The sequence below is a fragment of the Paenibacillus sp. FSL R7-0210 genome (assembly GCF_038009085.1).
GTDB lineage: Bacteria > Bacillota > Bacilli > Paenibacillales > Paenibacillaceae > Paenibacillus_AQ > Paenibacillus_AQ silagei.
This window is the reverse complement of sequence record NZ_JBBPAR010000001.1, coordinates 6,196,804-6,217,647: the sequence shown is the minus strand read 5'-3', so window position 1 is coordinate 6,217,647 and position 20,844 is coordinate 6,196,804. Positions and strand designations below refer to the sequence as shown.

Sequence of the window (20,844 nt, the reverse complement as noted above, 5' to 3'; positions counted from 1 at the left end):
GGATGGCAGGAACGTATGCAAATACATGTAGTGCAGCCGGGCCAGACGCTGTATGGCATTGCGCAGGCCTACGGAGTAAGCACTGATACGATAACTGAGGCGAATCAGCTCTCTGCGCCGGGAAGCCTGGTGGCCGGGCAGGCGCTGGTAATCCCGATTGCCGGGCAGTATTATTGGGTGCAGCCGGGCGACAGCTTCTACAGCATCGCCAAGCGGTTCGGCCTGAAGGCAAGCGAGCTGGCGGAGGTGAACGGGCTGACACTGAATCAGCCGCTGCAGGTTGGGCTCCGTCTGTACCTTCCCCCTGGACCGAGGCGGCAGGCGGAAGTGAACGCGTATGTGGAGCCCCGGGGGGAGAGTGTCTCCCAGCCGCTGCAGAATGCTGCGCGTGAGGCTGCTCCTGAGCTGACGTATCTCGCACCGTTCAGCTTCCGGATCAAGCGGGACGGAACGCTGGTCCCGCCGCCCCTGGACGGCCTCGCCTCCATTGCCGCAGAGCAACAGGTGACGCTGATGATGGTCGTGACGAATCTGGAGGATGCCCAGTTCAGCTCGGAGCTCGGGCGCATTATTCTGAATGATCAGGAGGTTCAGGACCGGCTGCTTGAGAACATCATTGCGGAAGCGAAGCGGCTGAACTTCCGGGATATCCACTTTGATCTGGAGTTTCTCCGGCCGGAGGACCGTGAAGCGTACAATACTTTTCTGCGGAAAGCGGCAGAGGTCATTCATAAGGAGGGCTTCCTGCTGTCCACCGCCCTTGCCCCCAAGACCAGCGCGTCACAGGTTGGGGCCTGGTATACGGCGCATGACTATAAGGTCCACGGAGAGGTGGCTGACTTCGTCATTATTATGACGTATGAATGGGGCTATAGCGGGGGGCCGGCGATGCCTGTCTCGCCCATCGGGCCTGTCCGTCAGGTGCTGACCTATGCAGCAAGCGAGATGCCTGCCGGTAAAATCATGATGGGCCAGAATCTGTACGGTTATGATTGGACGTTACCTTACGTAGCGGGCGGACAATATGCCAAAGCGCTCAGTCCGCAGGCGGCTATTGATCTGGCAAGGAACAGGAATGCAGCCATTCAATATGACTATAGAGCCCAGGCGCCGCATTTCAATTACACCGATGACGAGGGGCGGCAGCATAAGGTATGGTTTGAGGATGCCCGCTCGATTCAGGCCAAGTTCGATTTGATCAAGGAGCTCAGGCTGCGGGGCATCAGCTACTGGAAGCTGGGCCTGCCTTTTCCGCAGAATTGGCTGCTGCTTACGGATAACTTCAAGGTGGTCAAAAAATAGACCGGAGACCGTGCTGCCAGCGGCGGCGTAAGAAGCTCCACACCAAAACGGATGTGCCCCTGGGAAATGGCGGCACATCCGTTTTTTTTGAAAATATTAGTGTTAGCCCATTAAGCCCTTGAGCCCGCCCAGAAAAGGCCGGATTGACTTGATCATATTGTAGCCCATCTTCATCACCGGCATGGCCTTCTGCACCATTCCGAACATGCCCATGAACCGTCCGAGACCCCCGCCGACGATACCGGCTGCCCCGCCTCCCCCGCCCATCAGCGAGCCGAGTAGAGGCATGAAACCGGATACCTCTGCTTTCCGCGCAGCTGAAGAGGATTTCCGTTTCGGGGATGACCCCTTACGTGTGCCGGGTCTGGACAGAATCACCGCCTCCTGGTTCAGGTCTGTAATCCACCCTACATAGGAACGCCCATTATGCAAAGTGATGCAGACCGGCTGGCCCTTCAGCTGCTGTGCCCGCTTGCGGAGCTTTGTTGAATTTGCCATTCGTCATTCACCTCACTGTTCTATTTACTCTATTTTACTCAGAACCTGAGGGGCGGCTTGTGCGGGTATGGAGTTCTGCGGATTATTTTTGAACAACCCGGGGCTGTCTTTGGGGGCGGGATGATCTAAAAATATACAAATTGTGAATTCAGGTTAATTGTAGTGAAATATTTTACAGTGAAAAAAAGGGAAACGGATATGCTTGTAGAATTACCCAGAAGTACTGGGTTTGGAGTGAGAAAGCATGACTTTAGTCCCGGTTCTAATTCTATTGGGGAGTGACCTAATCTCTTGGCTATCCATCGTTCATTCAGAAATACTTGCTTCATCGTCTTATTATTTATTCTTCTACCATTTGCACGGAGTTACGCCGATGCCGGACAAATGGCAGACATCAAAGGACACTGGGCGGAATCCGATATTCAGCAGTGGCTGGATCAAGGACTTATTACCGGCTATCCCGATCATACCTTCCGGCCGGGGGCTGAAGTATCCAGAGGTGAGTTTGTAGCGCTAGTGAACAGAGCGTATAAGTATTCGGATACGAAGGCTATCAGCTTCAAGGATCTGAAGCCGGAGAATTTTGCGTACATAGAAGTGCAGAAAGCGACCGCTCAAGGATATATCAGCGGATTCAGCGACAATACCTTCCGTCCTGACAAGCCAATCACAAGACAGGAAACTGCAGTTATCCTATCCAGAATATTAGGCTTTGATAGTAAAGGAGCAACGGCCTCCATCTCTGCACAGGACGCGAATCTTATCCCTGCCTGGAGCAGACCCGCCGCTCAGTATCTTCTGGATCAGGGGATCATGAGCAAGAATGCGGCTGGAGCCTTCCAACCGCAGCGCAATATGACCCGTGCCGAGACTGTAGTGGTCATTAAGAAGGCGCTGGCGCTGAGCACAGTGGTCTATGATAAGGCGGGTACTTTTGGCGAGGCTGCAGTTAGCACAGTACAGCATAATGTAAGAATTATAGCTTCCAATGTCACGCTCCGCAATATGCATATCCGGGGTGACCTCGTCATTGCTAAAGAGGTGGCAGATGGGGATGCTTACCTTGAACAGGTTCAAGTAGACGGTGTAACACGTATTGAAGGCGGAGGCAGCAACAGTATTCATATCCGGAACAGCAAACTAAACACAGTATCTGTGAATAGGCTGAATCATGCGGTGAGAGTTGTAGCCGAGGGTACAAGTGTTGTGCAGGACGTACAGATTCTATCCAGCGCGGTTATTGAAGAGAAGGATCTTACCGGCGATGGTTTTGTGAATGTAACCGTGCTTCCTCCTGCCCAGACATCTTCATCAGAGCGCACAGTGGTGCTTGCCGGAGTCTTTAAGAAGGTTTCTGTAGGCGGCAGCCTCAAAGAGTTCAATGTTCGCTCAGGCAGCATAGCTAATTTGCTTATCCAAGAAAACCTGGTAATCCCTACTCTGAATTTCAGCAAGAATGTTGTCATTGATCAGCTGGAAATGAAGAGTAAGCTGAAGATTTCCGGCGAAGGCCAAGTCAAAAGTGTTGTATTGTCGGAAGGTGTACCGGACCCTAAGCTGCCAAAAGAACAACAACCTGCTGCACCTGTAACTGGCAGCGGGGGTGGAGGCTCCTCTAACCCTGGCCCAGGCGGCGGTAGTGGCGGTGGTTCTCCTGATCCGGGTACTGGTGGTGGGAACGGGTCAACTCCTGTACCGGCGCTATCTGTAACCGGAATTACCGCGGCCAATGGTATGGTTGAAGTTCAATTCAACCGGAACCTGGACAGCATACCAGATGCTGCTGATTTCGCAGTTCTCGAACAGGTCAATCATGGCGAGTTTCATAAGGTAGAGGTTACTCTGGTTACGCTGCTTGATAATAAAGCAACAGTACAACTTACAATCCCTTCGATAGCAATTAGCGAGGCTGAGCAATTGGCGGTATACTCCTTGTCATATAAGGGTGGAAGCCCTGTACTATCTGGAGCGATTACTGTGCCTAAGGCTAATGTAAGTGTAACAGGGCGCGTATTTATTCAGCCTTATACAGGGACCAAGCCGTTTCCTGCCTTCAACAAACATTTCTACTTAAGGGGAGCTAAGGATACAAAGGGAACTTATTCGGCTACCACTGTAAAGGACGGAGAGTTTTCTTTTGACAACGTGGTACCGGGAACTTACTTTGTATATATCCCTTTCTCTCCATACAACTATTATTCAGAGGAATTTACAGTGGAAGCAGGGAAGGACTTAGTTCTGCCTGATATCATCATCGTTCAGAAAACACCTGAACCAAAGGTTGAACCAGTCGTGTACACAGATGTTTCTTATCTGAGCGGTAGCATTATGTATCTAGCGCAGCCTTTTAAAGTTAAGGTTGAGCTTGAGGATGGGAAAGAACTGAATATTCACTCTGGAGAATTTTACTCTTTCTTCAGCTTCAGGCTATATGACTATAATCCTAACCTGCTTTTGAAGGACAAAGACAAATTATTTGTGACTCTTTATGATGACAACGGATGGACCTCTGAGCGTTTTGAGGTTACTGCAGTTGAGCGGCCACTGACGAAGATGCCTGTTGTGACTAGCGTGGTATATAATGATACCAGAATCATCAGAGGTACAACGGAAGATTCGTCGAGTGAAATTACGATAACCCGCGAAGATGGCAAACTTGTTCATAATTCCAGCAGTTATGGAGGCGTTTATCAATTATACCTATGGGGCGACACGCCATTTACTGTTGGTGAGAAGCTAATGGTCTATGCGCAAACTTTAGGAAAAAGAAAAAGTGAGCCTACCATTATCACTGTCGTAGCTGCTACTGCTGTAACGGCACGACCGGTTGTAACGGAAACAGTATACGAGGACGATTGGGCAATCTTCGGCACGGCTGAGGGAGAATCTATCGTTGTTGTCAAACGTGCGGACGGAACCATCGTTGGAGAGGAAAAGAGCAGCGGTCAGGAATACGGCGGGAAATATTCGGTTCCATTAAATCCGCGTCCTATTGTAGGGGAGACTCTATATGTAACCGCCAAGGGATACGAAAAACTCCCTAGCAAGCCTGTTGAGGTTGTAGTAGCCAGCAAACCAGTTACTCCGACACCTACGGTGGTTGGTGTGGTTTATAGTGATAGTGCGGTGATAGTAGCCTATGTTCCTCGTATTTCCGGCATCTCAGGTTTCTATCTTAAGACTAAGGATGGTGTTGTAATTGAAGAAGCTTTTACGCTCGGTGAGCAAGGTCACTTCTTGAATGTCAAGCTTGCTCCAAATACACAATATCAAGTGACAGCAGTCGGCCCATTAATGAAAGAGAGTGAACCTTTCTTCTTCACAGTGATAGACCGAGCCAAAGAGACCGAATAATGAAGCGAATATAGTAAAATATCAAAAGGACACCTGCGGGTGTCCTTTTTGATCGACCTTTAATACTGTGCAACTCAAGTCATATCTACACACTAGGCCTCTGCTAAAATCAGCAGTGAAAGGAGGAGGACATCAATGTACGAATGGAATGAGATGGTCCAGCGCATGATTGACTGGGTGGAGGAGGATCTGGCGGTTTCGCCTACGCTGCTGGAGATGTCGAGACATTTAGGCTATTCGCCGTATTACTGCACCCGGCAATTTCATGCGCTGACTGGAATAACGCTGCGGGATTATGTCTGGCAACGCCGGATTGGCCGGGCGGCACTGGAGCTTAGGGACACGGATGCACGCATTCTGGATATTGCCGTGAAGTTCGGCTTTTCCTCTCAGGAGGCGTTCACGCGGGCCTTTCTCAGAGCCTTCAAGCTCACTCCCCATGCTTACCGCAAGGCTCCACAGCCGATTCCGCTGGCCATTCGTGCCGAGGTGTTCTCTCCTTATCATTATCTGATCAGGGAGCGGGATAGAATGAGACAGGTGCATTTACAGGAAGCGGAGATTAAGCTTGAGTTCTTACCGGCGCATAAGTTTATCGGCATCCGCGATATCGGATCTAACAATTACGGAGGATTCTGGAAGAATGGGCATGACTGCGATGAGGTCTCTGGAACCCTGGAGAGTATGTCGCACCATACGCTGCCCGGGCAGCTCGGCCAGACGGCAGGCTGGTTCTATCAGGAGGGGCGCAAAGGCTATCTGTATGGTATCCTTGTCGCGGCTGACTACGACGGGGCGGTTCCGGAGGGCATGGAATGCCGGGATATCCCGGAATCGGAGTACCTGGTCTTTTTTCATCCGCCATTTGATTACTTGCAGGATAATGGGCAGGTGATGCGTATTGTTGAGGAAGTTGCTTGGAACTATGATCCTGCGGTTATGGGCTATGTGTGGGACGAAGAGGAAAAACAGGATTATCAGCGGCATTTCCCCGAGGGTTACGGGTATGCGGTGCTGCGGCCGGTCCGTAAATTAGACTAACTTCAGACAGCAGCTTAAGCAAAAGCATCCGGCGCTTCTGCTTAAGCTGCTGTCTGTTGCACAAAAATTCTACGTCAGGCCAAACCTGGCACTAGAGCCGTTATACATCAATACACTATTAAGTTAGGCCCAGCACCACTTCAGCCAGAGTATCTCCCTGATGCTCCAGCGAAGCAACCTTCGCCAGCAGCTCTGCCTGCTGCTCACGCTGCCGGCCCGTCCAACTGGCTCTGGGGGCAGCGCCGGCTGTTCGAAGTATGGCCGGGTCGGACATCTCCTTATAGTATTTATCCAGCAGGGCAGCCAATTCCCCATAGATTTCCGTCATCGCCGCCAAGGCAGCCTGTTGTTGCGGGTCATGCACCAGCGGCAGAGAGTCGCGTAAGTAGGCGGCGGCGCAGCGGTGGGCATCTGCCAGGGCCATCATGCAGAAGTGATTGACGGATAACCTGCGGCTGAAGGCTTCTTCGTCCGCTGCGGCATACCAAGGGTGATCCTGCAGTCCCTCTCTCCATAGCTCCAGCGCCTTGTATCCTATAGCATAAGAGCTGCTGTTGGACAGGCTCTCAGCCTGCATAGACTCCAGCTTAACGCGCAGCGATGCATATAGATTCTCAAGTGCAGACGGGGCCTCCATCTGATCTCCCAGCCTGATAATCCGGTAAGGCCATTGATCCACATGGAGATACCCTTGGCTTATCCTCGTATGAGCCTGGAACTTAGGATCAGCTTCAAGCTCACTGAAGGTCTCATCGTCAAAATAACTGCGGCACAGCAGCACATCCCCCTCGGCCAGATATCCTGTAATGACTCCCCACTCCGGCGCTACCCTGAGGTTAATCGCAAGTGGCAGTCTGCCTTGGCGGATATCTTCCAGAATCGCCAGCTTCTCGGCTGTGCGCTGCTGCGGCTCCAACCGGTTGGCCCGGCGGGCACTTAGTCCATAAGCCTTGCAGGCGGGAATGGAGTAGTCATAGACGACAAGGGCATCCGCAGCACTGTAGTCCCATACCGGTTCAAAAGCCATTCTCCAGCAGGCTCCCGAATAGCCCATCACCTGCTCGTAGGTGGTCTCTACGCCTCTGGCGGTAAGAGCGAGCGTCATGGCTCCTGCCCAGGAGCAATCCCGACCCCATCCCATGAGTGGGGAAAGAGGTGCTCCCCGGGGATTAAGCTTAAGCGGTCTGAAGCTACGAACTGGTTCACAAGCTGGGTAACATCCAGCTCCTGCTGTCCATCTGTATAGATTGCAGAGAGCACCACAAGCTCCTGGGGCAGCAGAATGCTGTCAATCGAGTGGTTCAATGCGGCGGATAGCAGGGGAAGGGTGGCTGTCTCCGGCAGAGACTTGCCAGTCTCCCATTTGGATACCGCCTGTGCACTGACATGGAGCAGTTCCGCTAATTGTTCCTGGGATAAGCCTTTTATTTTGCGGAGGGTAGCAATTCGTTTGCCAACTTTGTCACTTACGATCATACTCAGTACAACTCCTATAATGGATTCCGACGTCGTAAGTCTATTATAATCTCCGTTCTCGAAATAACCCATATACTGGAGTAGGGCACGCGGTATAACGTAATCAACTGTAAGTTGAGGCTAGCTATGACGCACCAGCTAGACCCCTTCTCAAAGTGGCTGTGTCCCGCTTTAACCATGATTAATAAAAAAGACTTGTTCTTTTGAAGAATTCATGATATATTACTTCTTGCGTTGCATTGAATGTTTTCTTTGCGGTCATGGCGGAATTGGCAGACGCGCTGGCTTCAGGTGCCAGTGGTAGCAATATCGTGGAGGTTCGAGTCCTCTTGACCGCATAATGGTTTTAACCGTGATGCAAGCGAAGGCCCTTCTTAAATGAAGGGTCTTTTTTTTGTTGAGAAATGAATGTAGGTGAAAAACCGAACACAATGTGCCGGTGCGTGGTGAGTGGGCGAAATGTAGGTGAAAAACCGAATACAATGGCGCCGAGTAGAGAGCTAGACAGCCCCCTTTCACCACGTACCCGTGATCAAAGGGGGGGCTTCTGCATTATCGTGCGAGTTCATCGCTGCTGCGACGCCACGCGCCAGATCACGCCTTCCAGATGTCGTCTATTCTCACCGGCTGGCCGGTCTTCATGGAGCGGTTGGCGGCAATGCCGGTCATAATGGACATCGCGCCGTCCTTGTGCGAAGCTGCGCGGTTGAAGCGGTCTTCCTGCTTTTTGTCAAAAATATCGCTCAACAGCACCGGATCACCGCCGCCGTGTCCGCCGCTGCTGCTCTCGAACTCTACGCGGTAAGGCTCCTTGAAGTGCGGATAGATCATAATGCTGACGCCTTCCAGCGCGCCTTCGTTTTCTTTTTTGCCGCCGGAATTGACGTAGGACTGCTCGGTAATCCGCACCTCCATCCGCCCCTGAGTCCCGTTGAACACGATGATGAAGCCCTCCCACGGCATATATGCGTTAAGCGAATAGTTCATGACGGTCTTGTTCTTGTATTTGACCATAACATTCATGGTGTCCTCGATGCTGATATTATCCCCGAAGACGCTCTGGTCGCGCTGGTACCCGTCCTCGTGTTCGGCGTCCAGGTACATGCTCTTCAGGTGTTCGTTACGGTCCAGGTGTAGCGCAAACGGGTCGTTCTCGGCAGCCTTGCTGCCGTAGGCACGCTGATAGAACTCGGTGATGCCCCGTTTCTCGGCATTCTCTCTCCCGTAAAAGCGCAGATCGCCCATGGCGAAAACCGTGTCCGGCTGCGACCCCAGCCAGAAGTTCATCAGGTCGAAGTGATGCGTCGATTTATGCACCAGCAGGCCGCCGCTGTTCCGCTTGTCGCGGTGCCATCTGCGGAAATAGTCCGCTCCATGCTGGGTATTGAGCAGCCATTCGAAGTTCACGGACAGGATTTCGCCCAGTACGCCGTCCATAATGACCTCACGGATCTTCGTGTTATGCGGCGCATAGCGGTAGTTGAAGGTGACCCGCAGATTCTTGCCGGTGCGCTCAATCGCATCGAAGATCTCCCGGCATTTCTCCTCGTCAATCGTCATCGGCTTCTCGGAAATGACATCACAGCCCAACTCCATCGCGCGGATAATATACTTGTGATGCGTCCGGTCAATCGTAGTCACCAGCACGAAGTCGGGCCGGGTCTCGGTGATCATCCGGTCGAAGTCTTCGGCCTTGTACGTAGGAACCTCATGGTAATCGTATTTATCCGTAAGCATATGATTGGCGAAATTCATCCGCGTCTGATTGACATCGCAGAAGGCCACAAGCTCGGAGGTTTCGTTGTAAGCGGTAACAAGAGCGCCATAGAAAAATTCAGCCCGGCCGCCAGTGCCGACAAGTGCATATTTCTTTTTGGACAAGGGGATCACTCCATTTACTTGGATTTGATTCTATTTTATAGTATAGAAAATGCAGAAAGTGAACGGTATTTAGTCATTTTTGCTCAAAAGTGTGCTTATCTTATCCTTTCAGGGGGCTTGGTGCAGGGTGGAATCTATTTTTCAGATTGAGCAGCTGAGGCGCATCGGGCATTTCAATATGGACACCGACCATTTCCATGATTTCTACGAAATATATTATCTGCTATCCGGGGAGCGGCACTATTATATCCGTAACGGAAGGTATGCGCTGGAAGCCGGAGACCTTGTGTTTATTAACAAAAATCACCTGCACCGCACAACCGGCGGAAGTCATCTTCCGCATGAGCGGGTGCTGATCAGCTTTGACGATGCCTATCTGGAGCCGGTGGCACCCGGGGCAGACTGGATGAATGTGTTCGAAGGGGAGAGCTTCCTGCTGCGGCCTACGGCGCATGAACAGGGACTCATCACAGACCTGCTCCAGGCGATGCAGGAGGAACAGAAGGAGGGGCTGCGCTGGAGCACTGAATATACAAGGATGCTGCTGCTGCAACTGCTGATTACGCTGGAGCGGATAAGGAGGGCGAAGCCCGCCCTGGTCTCACCGGAGCAGAGCGAGGGGCAACGCCGGGTATACAGCATCATCGAATACCTGGACAACCATTACAGCGAGCGGCTGAGCCTTGGGGGGATTGCCGAGCGGTTCTTCATCAGCGCTACGTATCTGTGCCGGATTTTCAAGCAGACGACAGGCTTCACCATCACTGAGTACCTGAACTATGTCCGCATCCGTGAGGCGAAGGTACTGCTCACGCAGACGAAGTGGCCGGTCACCCGGGTGGCGGCGGAGACGGGATTTGAGAGCATTGCGCATTTCGGGCGGGTGTTCAAGGCCATTACAGGACGTTCACCCTTGCAGTACCGCAAGCAACACCGGGGGTGACGATTACGGCTCGCATCGGCTGTTTCTTTCGGCAACCGCTGCGAAAATGTTACATATTTTTCTATCTTTTGACACAGGGTTGGTCTTATAATGGTGAAGAATTAAATACAAGTATTGGGGTGTGTTATGAAAATGAAATCAGGGGGCCTTTGGCTTGCTGCTGCTATGCTGGCGGTAACCGTAACCGGGTGTTCCTCGGACAATGCAGGCGCTGGCAGAGAGAGCATGGAGAAGCTGAAGACAGAGATTAGTGAGCTGCAAAAGGAGAACAAATTCCTAAAAGAACAGAATGATAGGTTAAAGGAGAGCCTGGTAAAGCCCGTGACAGCGGAAGAAGAGGGCGGTACGGCTGAACTTCTAAATAACGGGGGCAGCCCGGCAGCAGCTGAACCCGGGGAGGACCACAAGCTGATCGTAAAAGGCACGCCGCTTGTTATCGACGGGACGGGTGAGTATACCATCACCAAGACCTCTTATAGCAAGAAGGTTACTCCGTCCAATCCCGGATCATTCTATACCTACTATGAAGCCAAGGAACCGGGCACAACCTATCTGGCGATCACGCTGAAAGTGAAGAACCTGGCAGGTGAGGCTATGGAGGCAGACGAAGTAGCGGATGTGGAGGTCAAATACGACAATAAATACGAGTATAGTACCTTCGATACCATGGAAAAGAACGGCGGGGAAGATTTCACCTATACCAATATCTCGAGGATTGAACCGCTGAAGAACGGCACGCTGGTGTTCCTGGCCGAGGTCCCCGACGAAGTGAAGTCCAGCGGCAAGCCGCTGTATGCCGACTTCAAGATCGAGGGAGAGACCTACCGCTATACCATTGTGAAATAAAAGAAGAGCCTGTGCGGCCGCAGAGTGATCTGTGGTTAGCATAGGCTCTTTGTTGGTGTTAAGGGATTAGTCCTGACCGAAAAAGGACGGCAGATACTCCCTGTTCGCTTCCAGCATCTCATCCAGCATCGCGATAGCAACCTCCACTGAAGGGACAAGGGGGTGATGCGCTAGGGCTTGAATCGCCAGGCTGCGGTCTCCAGTGACGGCGGCGTCGATGGCTAGCTGCTCATAGGTCTTCACAGCATGAATCAGTCCCTTGGCCATCGGCGGAATCTGGGTCAGCGGCAGCGGGAGGGGGCCGGTCTTCGTGACGACACAGTTGACCTCGATGCTGGCATCGTCCGGGAGGAAGTCTAAGATGCCCCGGTTCGCCACATTCAGTGTCTGGATGTCATTGGTGCCGCTATAGAGCGAGCGCATCAGGTTCACGGCCGCTTCGGAATAAAAGGCTCCGCCGCGCTGCTCCAGCTGCTTCGGCTTCTCATTCAGCGCAAGGTCGCTGTAGATGGCGAACAGCTCCTCCTCCACGCGCTTGACGACTTCAGCACGGTTCCCGCCTTGTGCGGCGGCTTCCTGCTGCTCCGCGAGCATCGCATCGGTCATGTAGAAGTACTTCAGATAATACGAAGGTAAGGCATGCAGCGATTGCAGGAACTCGGGGTTCCATTCGCGTGCCGGAACATTCTTTGCACTGTAGCCTGCAGTATCCTCCAGCATCTCCTGCAGCTTGTCTTCACCCTCCACGTCAATACGGGTAATCCAGTGCAGGTGGTTCAGGCCGACGAACTCGGCGTAGATCCGGTCCGGGGCAGTGTCATATTTGGCCGATACCTGCTTGATCAGGCCGATCGGGGCATTACAGAGACCGATGCTCTTCACCTTGGAGTACCGCAGGACCGCCTCGGTGACCATACCTGCGGGATTGGTGAAGTTGAGCAGCCAGGCGTCCGGTGCCAGCTCCTCGATATCCCGGCAGATGCCGAGAATGACCGGGATCGTGCGCAGCGCCTTCAGCATGCCGCCGGGGCCGGTCGTCTCTTGGCCGATCACGCCGTATTTCAGCGGAATCGCCTCGTCACGGGCACGGGCATCCAGCATACCGACACGGATCTGCGTGCTGACGAAGTCCGCACCGGCAATGGCCTCGCGGCGGTCGGTGGTGAGATGGACCTCGATCGGCAGACCGGACTTCTCCACCATACGCTTCGCCAGAGCGCCCACGATGTTCAGCTTATGCAGGCCAGCCTCAATGTCTACAAGCCACAGCTCCCGGACCGGAAGCTCCTTATGATGCAGGATGAAGCCTTCTACCAGTTCGGGGGTATAGGAAGACCCTCCGCCGATGACGGCAATCTTAAGACCTTGGTTCGCTGTCACAATGAATCACTCCTGTCTGGTGGTAGTGGGAATAAGCTCGAACTCCCTGTAAGCACGCATCGTCTCATACATACCCTGGCTGACGGTGATCCCGTCGCTCTCCAGCGCCGACCAGAGAGCGCCGACCACAGGCTCGGTGGAGAGGGTGACCACTGCCGCGCCTGGTGCCGCTTCATGCACAGCCTGCTCAATCGGCCCGCGAATCCAGCCCCGGTCGCCTCGGGTCAGCACGCTTCCGGCCAGGACCACATCAAATTCATCGTTCTCCATACCGAGCCGATGAATGACGGCCGCCGCAGCCTTGCCCAGTTCCACGCCTTGGCGGTTCAGGATCGCCAGAGCGGCGGCATCGCCCTCAGCCGTTGCCGGGAAAAGCAGGCGTGCCGCATCCAGCGGCACCTGCTTCCCGTGATCCAGGAAGTCATCGTACATGTCTTCGACCCGTTCATAGCCGAGCAGCTTCAGGAGCGGCTCCGTCAGCAGCGTGGGCGCTTCGCGACCGTCCCAGGCCCGGATCACTGTGCGGAACACCTCGATATTCAGCGCGCCGCCGCCGCCGAAATCGCCGTACATATAATCGAACCCGCCGCACTGGAAATGGCGGCCCTGCGGATTACGGCCTGCCGCATTGGTGCCGGTGCCGCAGATCAGGGCTACGCCGTAGGGGCGGTCCGTCCCCGCCCGCAGGCCGATCATCGTATCGCCGCTGATCGTATAATTCGTGAAGCCGATCCGGCGGATCATCGGATGCAGAATGTTATAATCCGTCTGGCGGTCAGCACCGGCAAGCCCCAGATAGGCTTGCCGAAGCTGATCCAGCCGGAGCCCGGCTTCCGCCAGCGCCATGGAAGCCGCTTCGCGGATGTTATTCTCCGCCTGCGTCACGCTGGTCTGGTGATTGCCGTTGCCGCTCCGGCCTTTGCCTAGAATACGGCCCTGTTCATCGCTGATGAGGGCGTAGGTCTTGCTGCCTCCCCCATCGATCCCCAAGTAGTAAGCCAATGTTTGTACCTCCTAAAGTGTAATCTTCGTCGATTCCCGCACAATCAGCTCCGGATCGATCTTAATATTGGAGCCGCGCTTCATCTCCCCGCTGATCCGGCGCAGCAGCATGTCGGCGGCGGCGACTCCGATCTTATCCGCCGGCTGGCGCATAGTGGTCAGATGCGGGTGGAGCTGGGAGGCGATATAGTGGTCGTCGTAGCCGACTACAGCAACCTCCTCCGGCACCTTTACGCCTGCCTCCATCAGGGCATTGATCACCCCGAGGGCGATATTGTCATCTCCGGCGAATACCGCCCCCGGCAGCTTACCCTCTGCGAGCCAGCGCTGCGCCGTGTCGTAGCCCATGGTGATCTCAAATTCACCGTGTACGATCTCGAACGGGGCGAGGCCCTGCTCCTGCAGCGCTTGCAGGAAGCCCGCGCGCCGCTCCCGCGTACTGCGGAACATCTCCTGCCCGCAGAGATGGGCGATGGAGGTATGCCCCAGCTCCAGCAGGTGGCTGGCTGCGGCATACCCGCCTTTGAAGTTGTCGATGGTGATCGAGTAGCTGTCATTCTCCGGCAGCTGGTTGTCGATCAGCACATAGGGAATGCCCCGCCGCTTCAGCTCGACAATATAATTGTCCTCTTTGATCGGGGAGAGCAGGATAAGTCCGTCCACCCGGTCTTCCTGGATCAGGTAGTGGCTCTCGCCGGAGCCAATGCCGTCATACACGGAGATGGCCAGATAATATCCGTGCAGGGCCAGCGTCTCATTCAGCTCCTTGACTACGGCATCGAAGAAGGAATCCTGCAGAGTCGTTACGATCAGGCCGATGATGCCGGTCTTGCCGCTGGCCAGACTGCGGGCTGCCGCATTCGGGCGGTAATCCAGCTCCTTGATCGCGTCGAGCACCTTCTGGCGGTTGTTCTCCCGCACAGACGTTGCTCCGTTTAATACCCGCGATACGGTGACCACGGACAGCCCTGATTTTTTGGCTACATCAAAAATACTTACTTTCATTTCAAGCGCTCCTTGCGGCAGATTGTCCGGTGCTTTTAAAATATAGAATTTATATGTTTCACACGATAAATTATCCTTCTATTTCTCGCTGAAACGGTACCGTCCTTTAAAAGGACGGCAAAGCCGTTTCCACTTATTCTATCTCCAGTATACAGGCCGCACCGGGGTTTCGCTAAACATATAACCATCGCCGGGCCGCTACCTCTTGATGATCTCCGTAACCTTCTTCTGAATCACCGGCATAACCTCTTCCAGGGTCTTGTGACCCGTCTCGACCGGCTGCAGCTCATTGATGAACATGTCGTTGATCTGCGAGTAGTTGGTGATCAGATGGTTGTAGGATTCATAACCGTATTTGACTGCGCCTTCGTAGACCTTCTTCACATCCTCCGGATCAATGCCGTCAAAATGCTTGTAATACACCTCAGCCGCTTCCGTATTGACTGGCGGATTGCCGCCGCTCAGCTCGATGGACTTCTCCTGGATTTCAGTGGTCATCAGGTATTTGATCCATTCAAAAGCCTCCTTCGGATGCTTCGAGTCCTTCAGAATCAGCAGCGGATCAACGAACAGCGTGCTGCGCACCTTGTCGTTGCCTCCCCATGGCACAGCAGCTACGCCAATCTTGAACGGGAAGTCGTTAGCCCCGGCGAGGTTCCAGGAGCCGCCGATCGACATGCCAATCTTGCCTGCGACGAACGGGTCGCCGTTCTGTCCGGCTACGCTTTTACTCCACTCGGAAGTCGGGGACACCTTCTCCTTGAACACAAGGTCGAACAGCTTCTGGTAAGCGGCAATGACCTCAGGGGAATCGAAATGCGTCTCGGAAGGAACACCGCCGTTGGTCCAGGTATCTTCAGAGTAAGGCTCTGCCCCGAAGTACAGCGGCCGCATATCCCGCTCCGCCCAAGTGAAATCTACACCGTACTGTGTTTTGGCGATATCGTCCGAGACAAGTGTCATCTTCTTGGCATCCTCCACCATGCGGTCAAACGTCCAGCTCTTATCCTCATAATCACTTGGCGGGTAGGAGACGCCCGCAGCATTGAACATATCCTTGTTGTAGAGCATCAGGGTGACGTACATATTGACCGGTATGCCGTAGGTATGACCGTTTACGGTATAGATTTTCATCAGATTCTCTGGGATATTGTAGTCCTCCGCCTTGAAGCCGTCTTCCTTAATAAGGTCCGTCAGATCCAGCAGCATATCCTTGTTATAGTATTCGGCAAAGCCGCCATATCCGTAATGGCTCGTCACATCCGGGGAATTACCGCCGGCAATCAGTGTCTGCAGCTTGCTGTCGAACTGCTCATACGGTGCCTTCTCCACCTTGACCTTGATGTTCGGATGCGCCTTCTCGAAATCCGGGATCAGCTTCTCGATAAAAGTCCGGTCCTCCGAGTCAATGGTATAGTGGGATATCGTCACTTGCTCCCCCGAACCGCCGGTATTCCCGGCTCCGCTGTCCCCAGCCGCCACATTGCCTGCTGACTTGCCGCCGCCGCAGCCCGCCAAGACTGCTGATACTGTCAGGGCTGTTGCGAGCAGCAGCGCATACCTCTTGCTCTTAATCATATTTTTCATTGTCCAATCCCTCCTGAATTCAAGTGTTGTACCCGGCAATACATGATGCCTTACTTGATACCCGTCAGTACGATGCCTTCGACGAACTGCTTCTGGGCGATGGCAAACAGGGTGACGATTGGAACCATAGCCAGGACGGAGGCGACCATCAGCAGATGCCACGGCGGAATGCGGAAGCGCGATGAGGTGAGGGAGGCCATCCCCACGGGAAGCGTGAATTTGTCCGACGAGCTTAGATAGAGCACAGGGGTCAAGAGATCATTCCAGCTGTAGATAAAAGCAAAGATCGCAACCGTCGCCAGCGCCGGCGCAGACAGCGGCAGCGCGATGGTCCGCCACATCCTCAGCTCGCCGCAGCCGTCAATGCGTCCGGCATCGAACAGCTCCTCAGGCAGCGTGGAGAAGAATTGCCGCAGCAGGAAGATGTTATACGCCGAGCCGAAGAAGGCAGGCACAATCAGCGGGAGGAAGGTGTCGATCCACTGCATTTTGGAGAACAATACGAACTGCGGAATCATAATGGCCGGATAAGGCAGCATCATCGTGCTCAGCAGCAGGATGAACCAGAAGTTGTTGCCGCGCCCCCGGTACCTGGCGAACCCGTAAGCAACCAGCGCCGAAGAGAGCAGGGTGCCGAATACGGAGAAGCCGGCGATGATCAGGCTGTTCTTGTACAATGTGCCGAACTGGAGAGTCTCAAAAATATCGACATAATTGCGTAAGGCCCAGCTCTCCGGCAGAAACGTCGGCGGGAACTTCAGCATCTCCCGTTTTGACTTCAGCGAGGTGGAGACCATGAAGAACAGCGGCAGCAGCATTAGGAACGTTGTGACTAGCAGCGCGGTGAAGCTGGCAATCTTAACGGGCTTGATTCTCCGGCGGAGCCGGGGGGACGGGTCAAGCGGGCGGGTGGCCTTAACGGTGCTCATCGGCTGCTGCCTCCTTCATAATGGACATAACGGCGCGACAGCCTCATAATGACCGCCGTGAACAGCATGACGACAATCAGCAGGACCCAGGCAAGCGCGGAGGAGTATCCGGCGCGGTATTCCTTGAAGGCACTGGTATACAGATTGTAGACGTAGAACCAGGTAGAGTAATTGGGTCCGCCCTGCGTCATGACGAAGGCTTGCGTGAACACCTGGAAGGAGTCGATCAGCCCCATAATCAGTTGGAACAGCAGGACAGGCGAGATCATCGGCAGCGTAATATTCAGGAAAATGCGGAAGCGCCCTGCCCCATCCAGATTGGCAGCTTCGATCAGGCTGGCTGGGACTCCTTGCAGACCAGCGAGGAAGAGGATCATGCCAGAGCCCGCTGTCCAAAGGGACATGATAATTAGGGCATACAGCGCTGTATCGGGATTCATCAGCCAGGCCGGGCCGTGAATGCCGAACCAGGAAAGCATATAATTGAAGAGGCCGATCTGCGGATTGAAGATCCAGTACCAGAGGAGCGACATGGCCACACCGGAGACCATACTCGGGAAATACATCGCTGTGCGGAAGAAGCCGCGCCAGGGGATGGTCTGATGCAGCAGCAGGGCGAACCCCAGGCCCAGCAGCAATTGTACCGGCACGCTGATGAAGGTATATCTTAGGGTGACCTTCACGGAACGCCAGAACAGTTCATTGTGGAACATCTCCGTGTAGTTGGCGAGGCCGATGAATCTGGGTGGATGAATGATGTCATAGTCGGTGAAGCTGTAATATAGCGATGACAGGATCGGGTACAGGGCGAAGATCAGGAAGCCGACCAGCCACGGGGAAATGAACAGATACATGTAGAACGTCTGCCGCCGGCTCTCACTCTTAATCACGGACACACCAGCCTTTCATTGTTAAAAGTATAAGCGCTTTAACTTTAATGGTAAATAAAAATTTAGTTTGCCAATACATTTGTAGTGGACAAGATTAAAGTTAAACCGTTTTAACTTTAATGCCATTTGTTGAACTAATCATAGTGGATGAAATGGAAATAATCAACCCTTTATTTCGGAGATAAAGCGCTATCAGTCAGAAAATATAACAAATAAATCGATAATTTTGCTGAAAACGATGAAGATACCGGGATAAACTAGATTTTCGTGTAAGGCAACCTGACTTAAGTGGCGGAATTTCGTGGATAGCTCCCCTGTGGGCGACCGGTTGTTTGCCGGTTTTCGCCTACAATGGGCCCTGCTGCTTTCGAGCTGCCCGATATAATCGGTTTTCCGATTACAATCGGCCCGGTAACCATCGCGCCGTCGAATGTGATCGGTTTTTCGATTATATTTGGTCTGAGCGCCTTTGCACTGCCGAATGTAATCGGTTTTTCGATTATATTTGGTCTGAGCGCCTTTGCACTGCCGAATGTGATCGGTTTTTCGATTATATTTGGTCTGAGCGCCTTTGCACTGCCGAATGTAATCGGTTTTTCGATTATATTTGGTCTGAGCGCCTTTGCACTGCCGAATGTAATCGGTTTTTCGCCTACAAAGGGCCCGATAGCCATCGCGCCGCCAAATGTGTTACTTTTTCGAATAAATTATACTTCCCTAAGCAGAAAAAATCCGTCCGGCATGCCGGACGGTCCTCGCACCATATCAGCCGGTGCGGCTTAATTCAGTTCCATTGGTGATCGCCGGACAGATACTTCTCGGTCAGTACCGACAGCAGTTCGATTCCGACTTGATTCTGTCCGCCTTCCGGGATGATCAGGTCCGCGTATTTCTTGGAGGGCTCGATGAAGGCCTCGTGCATCGGCTTCACCGTGGTCAGGTATTGCGTATGGATCGAACGGATGGTCCGCCCGCGTTCCTCGATATCCCGCAGCACCCGGCGCAGGATACGCACATCGGGATCGGTGTCCACGAACACCTTGATGTTGAGCTGCTCACGCAGCTTCTCATCGGACAGCACATGCAGTCCTTCCAATATGACGATATTATTCGGGGCGAGCTCCACAGTCTTCTCGGTTGAACGGGCATGAACCGTGAAGTCATACACGGGAGCGAAGGCGGCTTGTCCCGCTTTGAGACAATCCAGATGCTCGATCAGCAGTTCCGTGTCAAAGGCCAGCGGGTGGTCATAGTTAATGGCACCGCGTTCAGCCATGCTGAGGTAAGAATGGTCTTTATAGTAGTTATCCTGGGATATGAATGTTACTTTGTCAGAGCCAAGACGGTCAATCACGGAGCGCGCTACCGTTGTCTTGCCGGAGCCGGTCCCGCCGGCGATACCAATAATAAGCATGGTGAATTTATAAACCTCCCTAAGCAATTGCCTTTGCAATTCCAATATTGTAGCACAGCGGTCAACTTATTTCACCTTGCTGGAGAGGAATATCATGTGAACATTCTAATAATTCGGTTATTTTGTAGAGGAATGATATAATTTCAAGGATTCATACAGATCGGGTGCTACGAAGAAGGGAGCTAGGATAATAAAATGAACGAGGAGAATGCTTTAATGGAGGCGTTCGGCAGGACGCAGGTGCAGCTTGCTGGCCATGGCGGACGGGACGCGGCTGTACTCAAGAAAGCGCTGGCCAGTGTAGAGGACAGCCTTGCTGCGGACATGTACGGAACAGGGACGGTGATTGAGGAGTTCCAGGCGGAGATGGCAGAGGTGCTGGGCAAAGAATGCAGCGTGTTCTTCCCCAGCGGCACGATGGCCCAGCAGATTGCCCTGCGGATCTGGAGTGACCGGGAGGGCAGCCCAAAGGTCGCTTATCATCCGCTATGCCACCTGGAGATTCATGAACAGGACGGCCTGAAGGAGCTGCATCATCTGGAGCCGCTGCTGCTGGGCAGTGCAGACCGTCTGATTACCCTGGAGGATGTGAAGGGGATGGGACCGGGGGTTGCCTGTCTGCTGCTGGAGCTGCCGCAGCGGGAGATCGGCGGACAGCTGCCGGAATATGCCGAACTGGAAGCGATATCGGGGTATTGCCGGGAGCAGGGAATTAAGCTCCATCTGGACGGGGCGCGGCTGTTCGAGGTGCTGCCTTACTACGGCAAGACGGCGGCCGAGGTCTGCGCGCTGTTCGATAGCGTGTATGTCTCCCTGTACAAAGGCATTGGCGGGATTGCCGGAGCGATCTTAGCCGGCAGCCGGGAGTTCACGGAGACCTCGAAGATCTGGAAGCGCCGCCACGGGGGCGACCTGATCAGTCTCTATCCCTATATCATCCCGGCCCGTTATTATTACCAGCAGCGCATCAGCAGGATGTCAGAATACTATGAGCAGGCCAAGGAGCTGGCAGCCTTATTCAACAGCTGCGATAAGGTATCCACGCTGCCGGAGGTTCCGGTCTCGAATATGTTCCACATTCATTTCGCGCTGCCTCTGGAGCAGCTTGCCCCTGTATTGATTGGGATCTATAACGAGACCGGCATTGGCCTGACACCACGGCTTAAGCCAATCGGCGAGGCTTCCTGCTATTATGAGATCAATATCGGCGATCATTATGGCGAAGCGGACCAGACGGCCCTTAGAAGCATGTTCCGGTTGCTGGATGAGCGGCTGAAGCAGCTCTGATCAGCAAGC

At 53.6% G+C, this 20,844-nt stretch carries 18 protein-coding genes and 1 tRNA gene; 8 read left to right on the top strand and 11 right to left on the bottom strand.

Translation table 11 applies throughout. The features are described 5' to 3' along the window. The first annotated feature begins 15 nt into the window (after nucleotides 1-15). Nucleotides 16-1,302 (top strand): glycoside hydrolase family 18 protein, encoded by a 1,287-nt coding sequence (locus MKY64_RS26200; protein ID WP_036726365.1) that lies wholly within the window; start codon nucleotides 16-18, stop codon nucleotides 1,300-1,302. A gap of 102 nt (nucleotides 1,303-1,404) precedes the next feature. Here MKY64_RS26200 and MKY64_RS26195 read toward each other — a convergent pair whose 3' ends face one another. Next, complete coding sequence (locus MKY64_RS26195) at nucleotides 1,405-1,800, bottom strand: hypothetical protein (RefSeq protein ID WP_036726335.1); 396 nt, start codon at nucleotides 1,798-1,800, stop codon at nucleotides 1,405-1,407. 291 nt (nucleotides 1,801-2,091) lie between these two features. On the opposite strand from MKY64_RS26195, the gene MKY64_RS26190 reads away from it, so the two are divergent. Both MKY64_RS26190 and MKY64_RS26185 read left to right on the top strand, forming a co-directional pair. Beyond that, nucleotides 2,092-5,154 carry an S-layer homology domain-containing protein gene (locus tag MKY64_RS26190; protein ID WP_155991487.1) on the top strand — a complete coding sequence of 1,021 codons (3,063 nt, stop codon included), beginning with the start codon at nucleotides 2,092-2,094 and terminating at the stop codon, nucleotides 5,152-5,154. Nucleotides 5,155-5,289: 135 nt separating this feature from the next. Further along, nucleotides 5,290-6,195 (top strand): AraC family transcriptional regulator, encoded by a 906-nt coding sequence (locus tag MKY64_RS26185; RefSeq protein ID WP_036726336.1) that lies wholly within the window; start codon nucleotides 5,290-5,292, stop codon nucleotides 6,193-6,195. A gap of 118 nt (nucleotides 6,196-6,313) precedes the next feature. Here MKY64_RS26185 and MKY64_RS26180 read toward each other — a convergent pair whose 3' ends face one another. Further along, nucleotides 6,314-7,300, bottom strand: coding sequence for a hypothetical protein (locus tag MKY64_RS26180; RefSeq protein WP_340956759.1), 987 nt, complete (start codon nucleotides 7,298-7,300; stop codon nucleotides 6,314-6,316). Continuing rightward, nucleotides 7,297-7,671: a helix-turn-helix domain-containing protein gene (locus tag MKY64_RS26175; protein ID WP_051478092.1), complete on the bottom strand. Its 375-nt coding sequence runs from the start codon at nucleotides 7,669-7,671 to the stop codon at nucleotides 7,297-7,299. Before MKY64_RS26175 ends, MKY64_RS26180 begins: the two co-directional genes overlap by 4 nt. Nucleotides 7,672-7,925: 254 nt before the next feature. Here MKY64_RS26175 and MKY64_RS26170 point away from each other — a divergent pair. Then, nucleotides 7,926-8,009, top strand: a tRNA-Leu gene (locus MKY64_RS26170). 256 nt (nucleotides 8,010-8,265) lie between these two features. Here MKY64_RS26170 and MKY64_RS26165 read toward each other — a convergent pair. Next, a complete protein-coding gene (locus MKY64_RS26165; protein WP_340956756.1) occupies nucleotides 8,266-9,552 on the bottom strand; it encodes a Gfo/Idh/MocA family protein in 1,287 nt (428 codons plus the stop codon). Nucleotides 9,553-9,679: 127 nt separating this feature from the next. On the opposite strand from MKY64_RS26165, the gene MKY64_RS26160 reads away from it, so the two are divergent. Further along, the gene (locus MKY64_RS26160; RefSeq protein WP_340956755.1) at nucleotides 9,680-10,495 is read left to right on the top strand and encodes an AraC family transcriptional regulator; all 816 of its coding nucleotides are present in this window, start codon (nucleotides 9,680-9,682) and stop codon (nucleotides 10,493-10,495) included. Between the two features lie 126 nt (nucleotides 10,496-10,621). Further along, on the top strand, nucleotides 10,622-11,341 hold the full coding sequence (locus MKY64_RS26155; RefSeq protein WP_340956753.1) for a bZIP transcription factor: 720 nt from the start codon (nucleotides 10,622-10,624) through the stop codon (nucleotides 11,339-11,341). 66 nt (nucleotides 11,342-11,407) lie between these two features. On the opposite strand, the gene MKY64_RS26150 is transcribed toward MKY64_RS26155, so the two are convergent. The 6 genes from MKY64_RS26150 to MKY64_RS26125 all read right to left on the bottom strand — a co-directional run bounded on the left by MKY64_RS26150 (nucleotide 11,408) and on the right by MKY64_RS26125 (nucleotide 18,134). Further along, nucleotides 11,408-12,721: a 6-phospho-beta-glucosidase gene (locus tag MKY64_RS26150; RefSeq protein ID WP_340956751.1), complete on the bottom strand. Its 1,314-nt coding sequence runs from the start codon at nucleotides 12,719-12,721 to the stop codon at nucleotides 11,408-11,410. 6 nt (nucleotides 12,722-12,727) lie between these two features. After that, entirely contained in the window at nucleotides 12,728-13,723 is a 996-nt protein-coding gene (locus tag MKY64_RS26145; RefSeq protein ID WP_340956749.1) for an N-acetylglucosamine kinase, read from the bottom strand. 12 nt (nucleotides 13,724-13,735) lie between these two features. After that, on the bottom strand, nucleotides 13,736-14,728 hold the full coding sequence (locus MKY64_RS26140; RefSeq protein ID WP_340956748.1) for a LacI family DNA-binding transcriptional regulator: 993 nt from the start codon (nucleotides 14,726-14,728) through the stop codon (nucleotides 13,736-13,738). Between the two features lie 198 nt (nucleotides 14,729-14,926). Beyond that, on the bottom strand, nucleotides 14,927-16,315 hold the full coding sequence (locus MKY64_RS26135) for an ABC transporter substrate-binding protein (RefSeq protein WP_340956746.1): 1,389 nt from the start codon (nucleotides 16,313-16,315) through the stop codon (nucleotides 14,927-14,929). Nucleotides 16,316-16,365: 50 nt separating this feature from the next. Then, on the bottom strand, nucleotides 16,366-17,244 hold the full coding sequence (locus MKY64_RS26130) for a carbohydrate ABC transporter permease (RefSeq protein ID WP_036726374.1): 879 nt from the start codon (nucleotides 17,242-17,244) through the stop codon (nucleotides 16,366-16,368). Further along, on the bottom strand, nucleotides 17,241-18,134 hold the full coding sequence (locus tag MKY64_RS26125; protein WP_340827743.1) for a carbohydrate ABC transporter permease: 894 nt from the start codon (nucleotides 18,132-18,134) through the stop codon (nucleotides 17,241-17,243). The genes MKY64_RS26130 and MKY64_RS26125 overlap by 4 nt, the downstream gene beginning before the upstream one ends. 351 nt (nucleotides 18,135-18,485) lie before the next feature. On the opposite strand from MKY64_RS26125, the gene MKY64_RS26120 reads away from it, so the two are divergent. Next, complete coding sequence (locus tag MKY64_RS26120) at nucleotides 18,486-18,917, top strand: hypothetical protein (RefSeq protein WP_340956745.1); 432 nt, start codon at nucleotides 18,486-18,488, stop codon at nucleotides 18,915-18,917. Between the two features lies 1 nt (nucleotide 18,918). Here MKY64_RS26120 and udk read toward each other — a convergent pair whose 3' ends face one another. Beyond that, nucleotides 18,919-19,548, bottom strand: coding sequence for a uridine kinase (udk, locus tag MKY64_RS26115; protein WP_036726376.1), 630 nt, complete (start codon nucleotides 19,546-19,548; stop codon nucleotides 18,919-18,921). Between the two features lie 195 nt (nucleotides 19,549-19,743). Here udk and MKY64_RS26110 point away from each other — a divergent pair, with 195 nt between their 5' ends. Beyond that, a complete protein-coding gene (locus MKY64_RS26110) occupies nucleotides 19,744-20,835 on the top strand; it encodes a threonine aldolase family protein (protein WP_340956743.1) in 1,092 nt (363 codons plus the stop codon). Nucleotides 20,836-20,844 lie beyond the last annotated feature (9 nt).

Coding starts and splice junctions, on each gene's coding strand:
- MKY64_RS26135 (WP_340956746.1), bottom strand. CDS start 16,315: ATGAAAAATATGATTAAGAGCAAGAGGTATGCGCTGCTGCTCGCAACA.
- udk (WP_036726376.1), bottom strand. CDS start 19,548: ATGCTTATTATTGGTATCGCCGGCGGGACCGGCTCCGGCAAGACAACG.
- MKY64_RS26130 (WP_036726374.1), bottom strand. CDS start 17,244: ATGAGCACCGTTAAGGCCACCCGCCCGCTTGACCCGTCCCCCCGGCTC.
- MKY64_RS26110 (WP_340956743.1), top strand. CDS start 19,744: ATGAACGAGGAGAATGCTTTAATGGAGGCGTTCGGCAGGACGCAGGTG.
- MKY64_RS26195 (WP_036726335.1), bottom strand. CDS start 1,800: ATGGCAAATTCAACAAAGCTCCGCAAGCGGGCACAGCAGCTGAAGGGC.
- MKY64_RS26120 (WP_340956745.1), top strand. CDS start 18,486: ATGGGCCCTGCTGCTTTCGAGCTGCCCGATATAATCGGTTTTCCGATT.
- MKY64_RS26185 (WP_036726336.1), top strand. CDS start 5,290: ATGTACGAATGGAATGAGATGGTCCAGCGCATGATTGACTGGGTGGAG.
- MKY64_RS26155 (WP_340956753.1), top strand. CDS start 10,622: ATGAAAATGAAATCAGGGGGCCTTTGGCTTGCTGCTGCTATGCTGGCG.
- MKY64_RS26200 (WP_036726365.1), top strand. CDS start 16: ATGCAAATACATGTAGTGCAGCCGGGCCAGACGCTGTATGGCATTGCG.
- MKY64_RS26140 (WP_340956748.1), bottom strand. CDS start 14,728: ATGAAAGTAAGTATTTTTGATGTAGCCAAAAAATCAGGGCTGTCCGTG.
- MKY64_RS26175 (WP_051478092.1), bottom strand. CDS start 7,671: ATGATCGTAAGTGACAAAGTTGGCAAACGAATTGCTACCCTCCGCAAA.
- MKY64_RS26180 (WP_340956759.1), bottom strand. CDS start 7,300: ATGACGCTCGCTCTTACCGCCAGAGGCGTAGAGACCACCTACGAGCAG.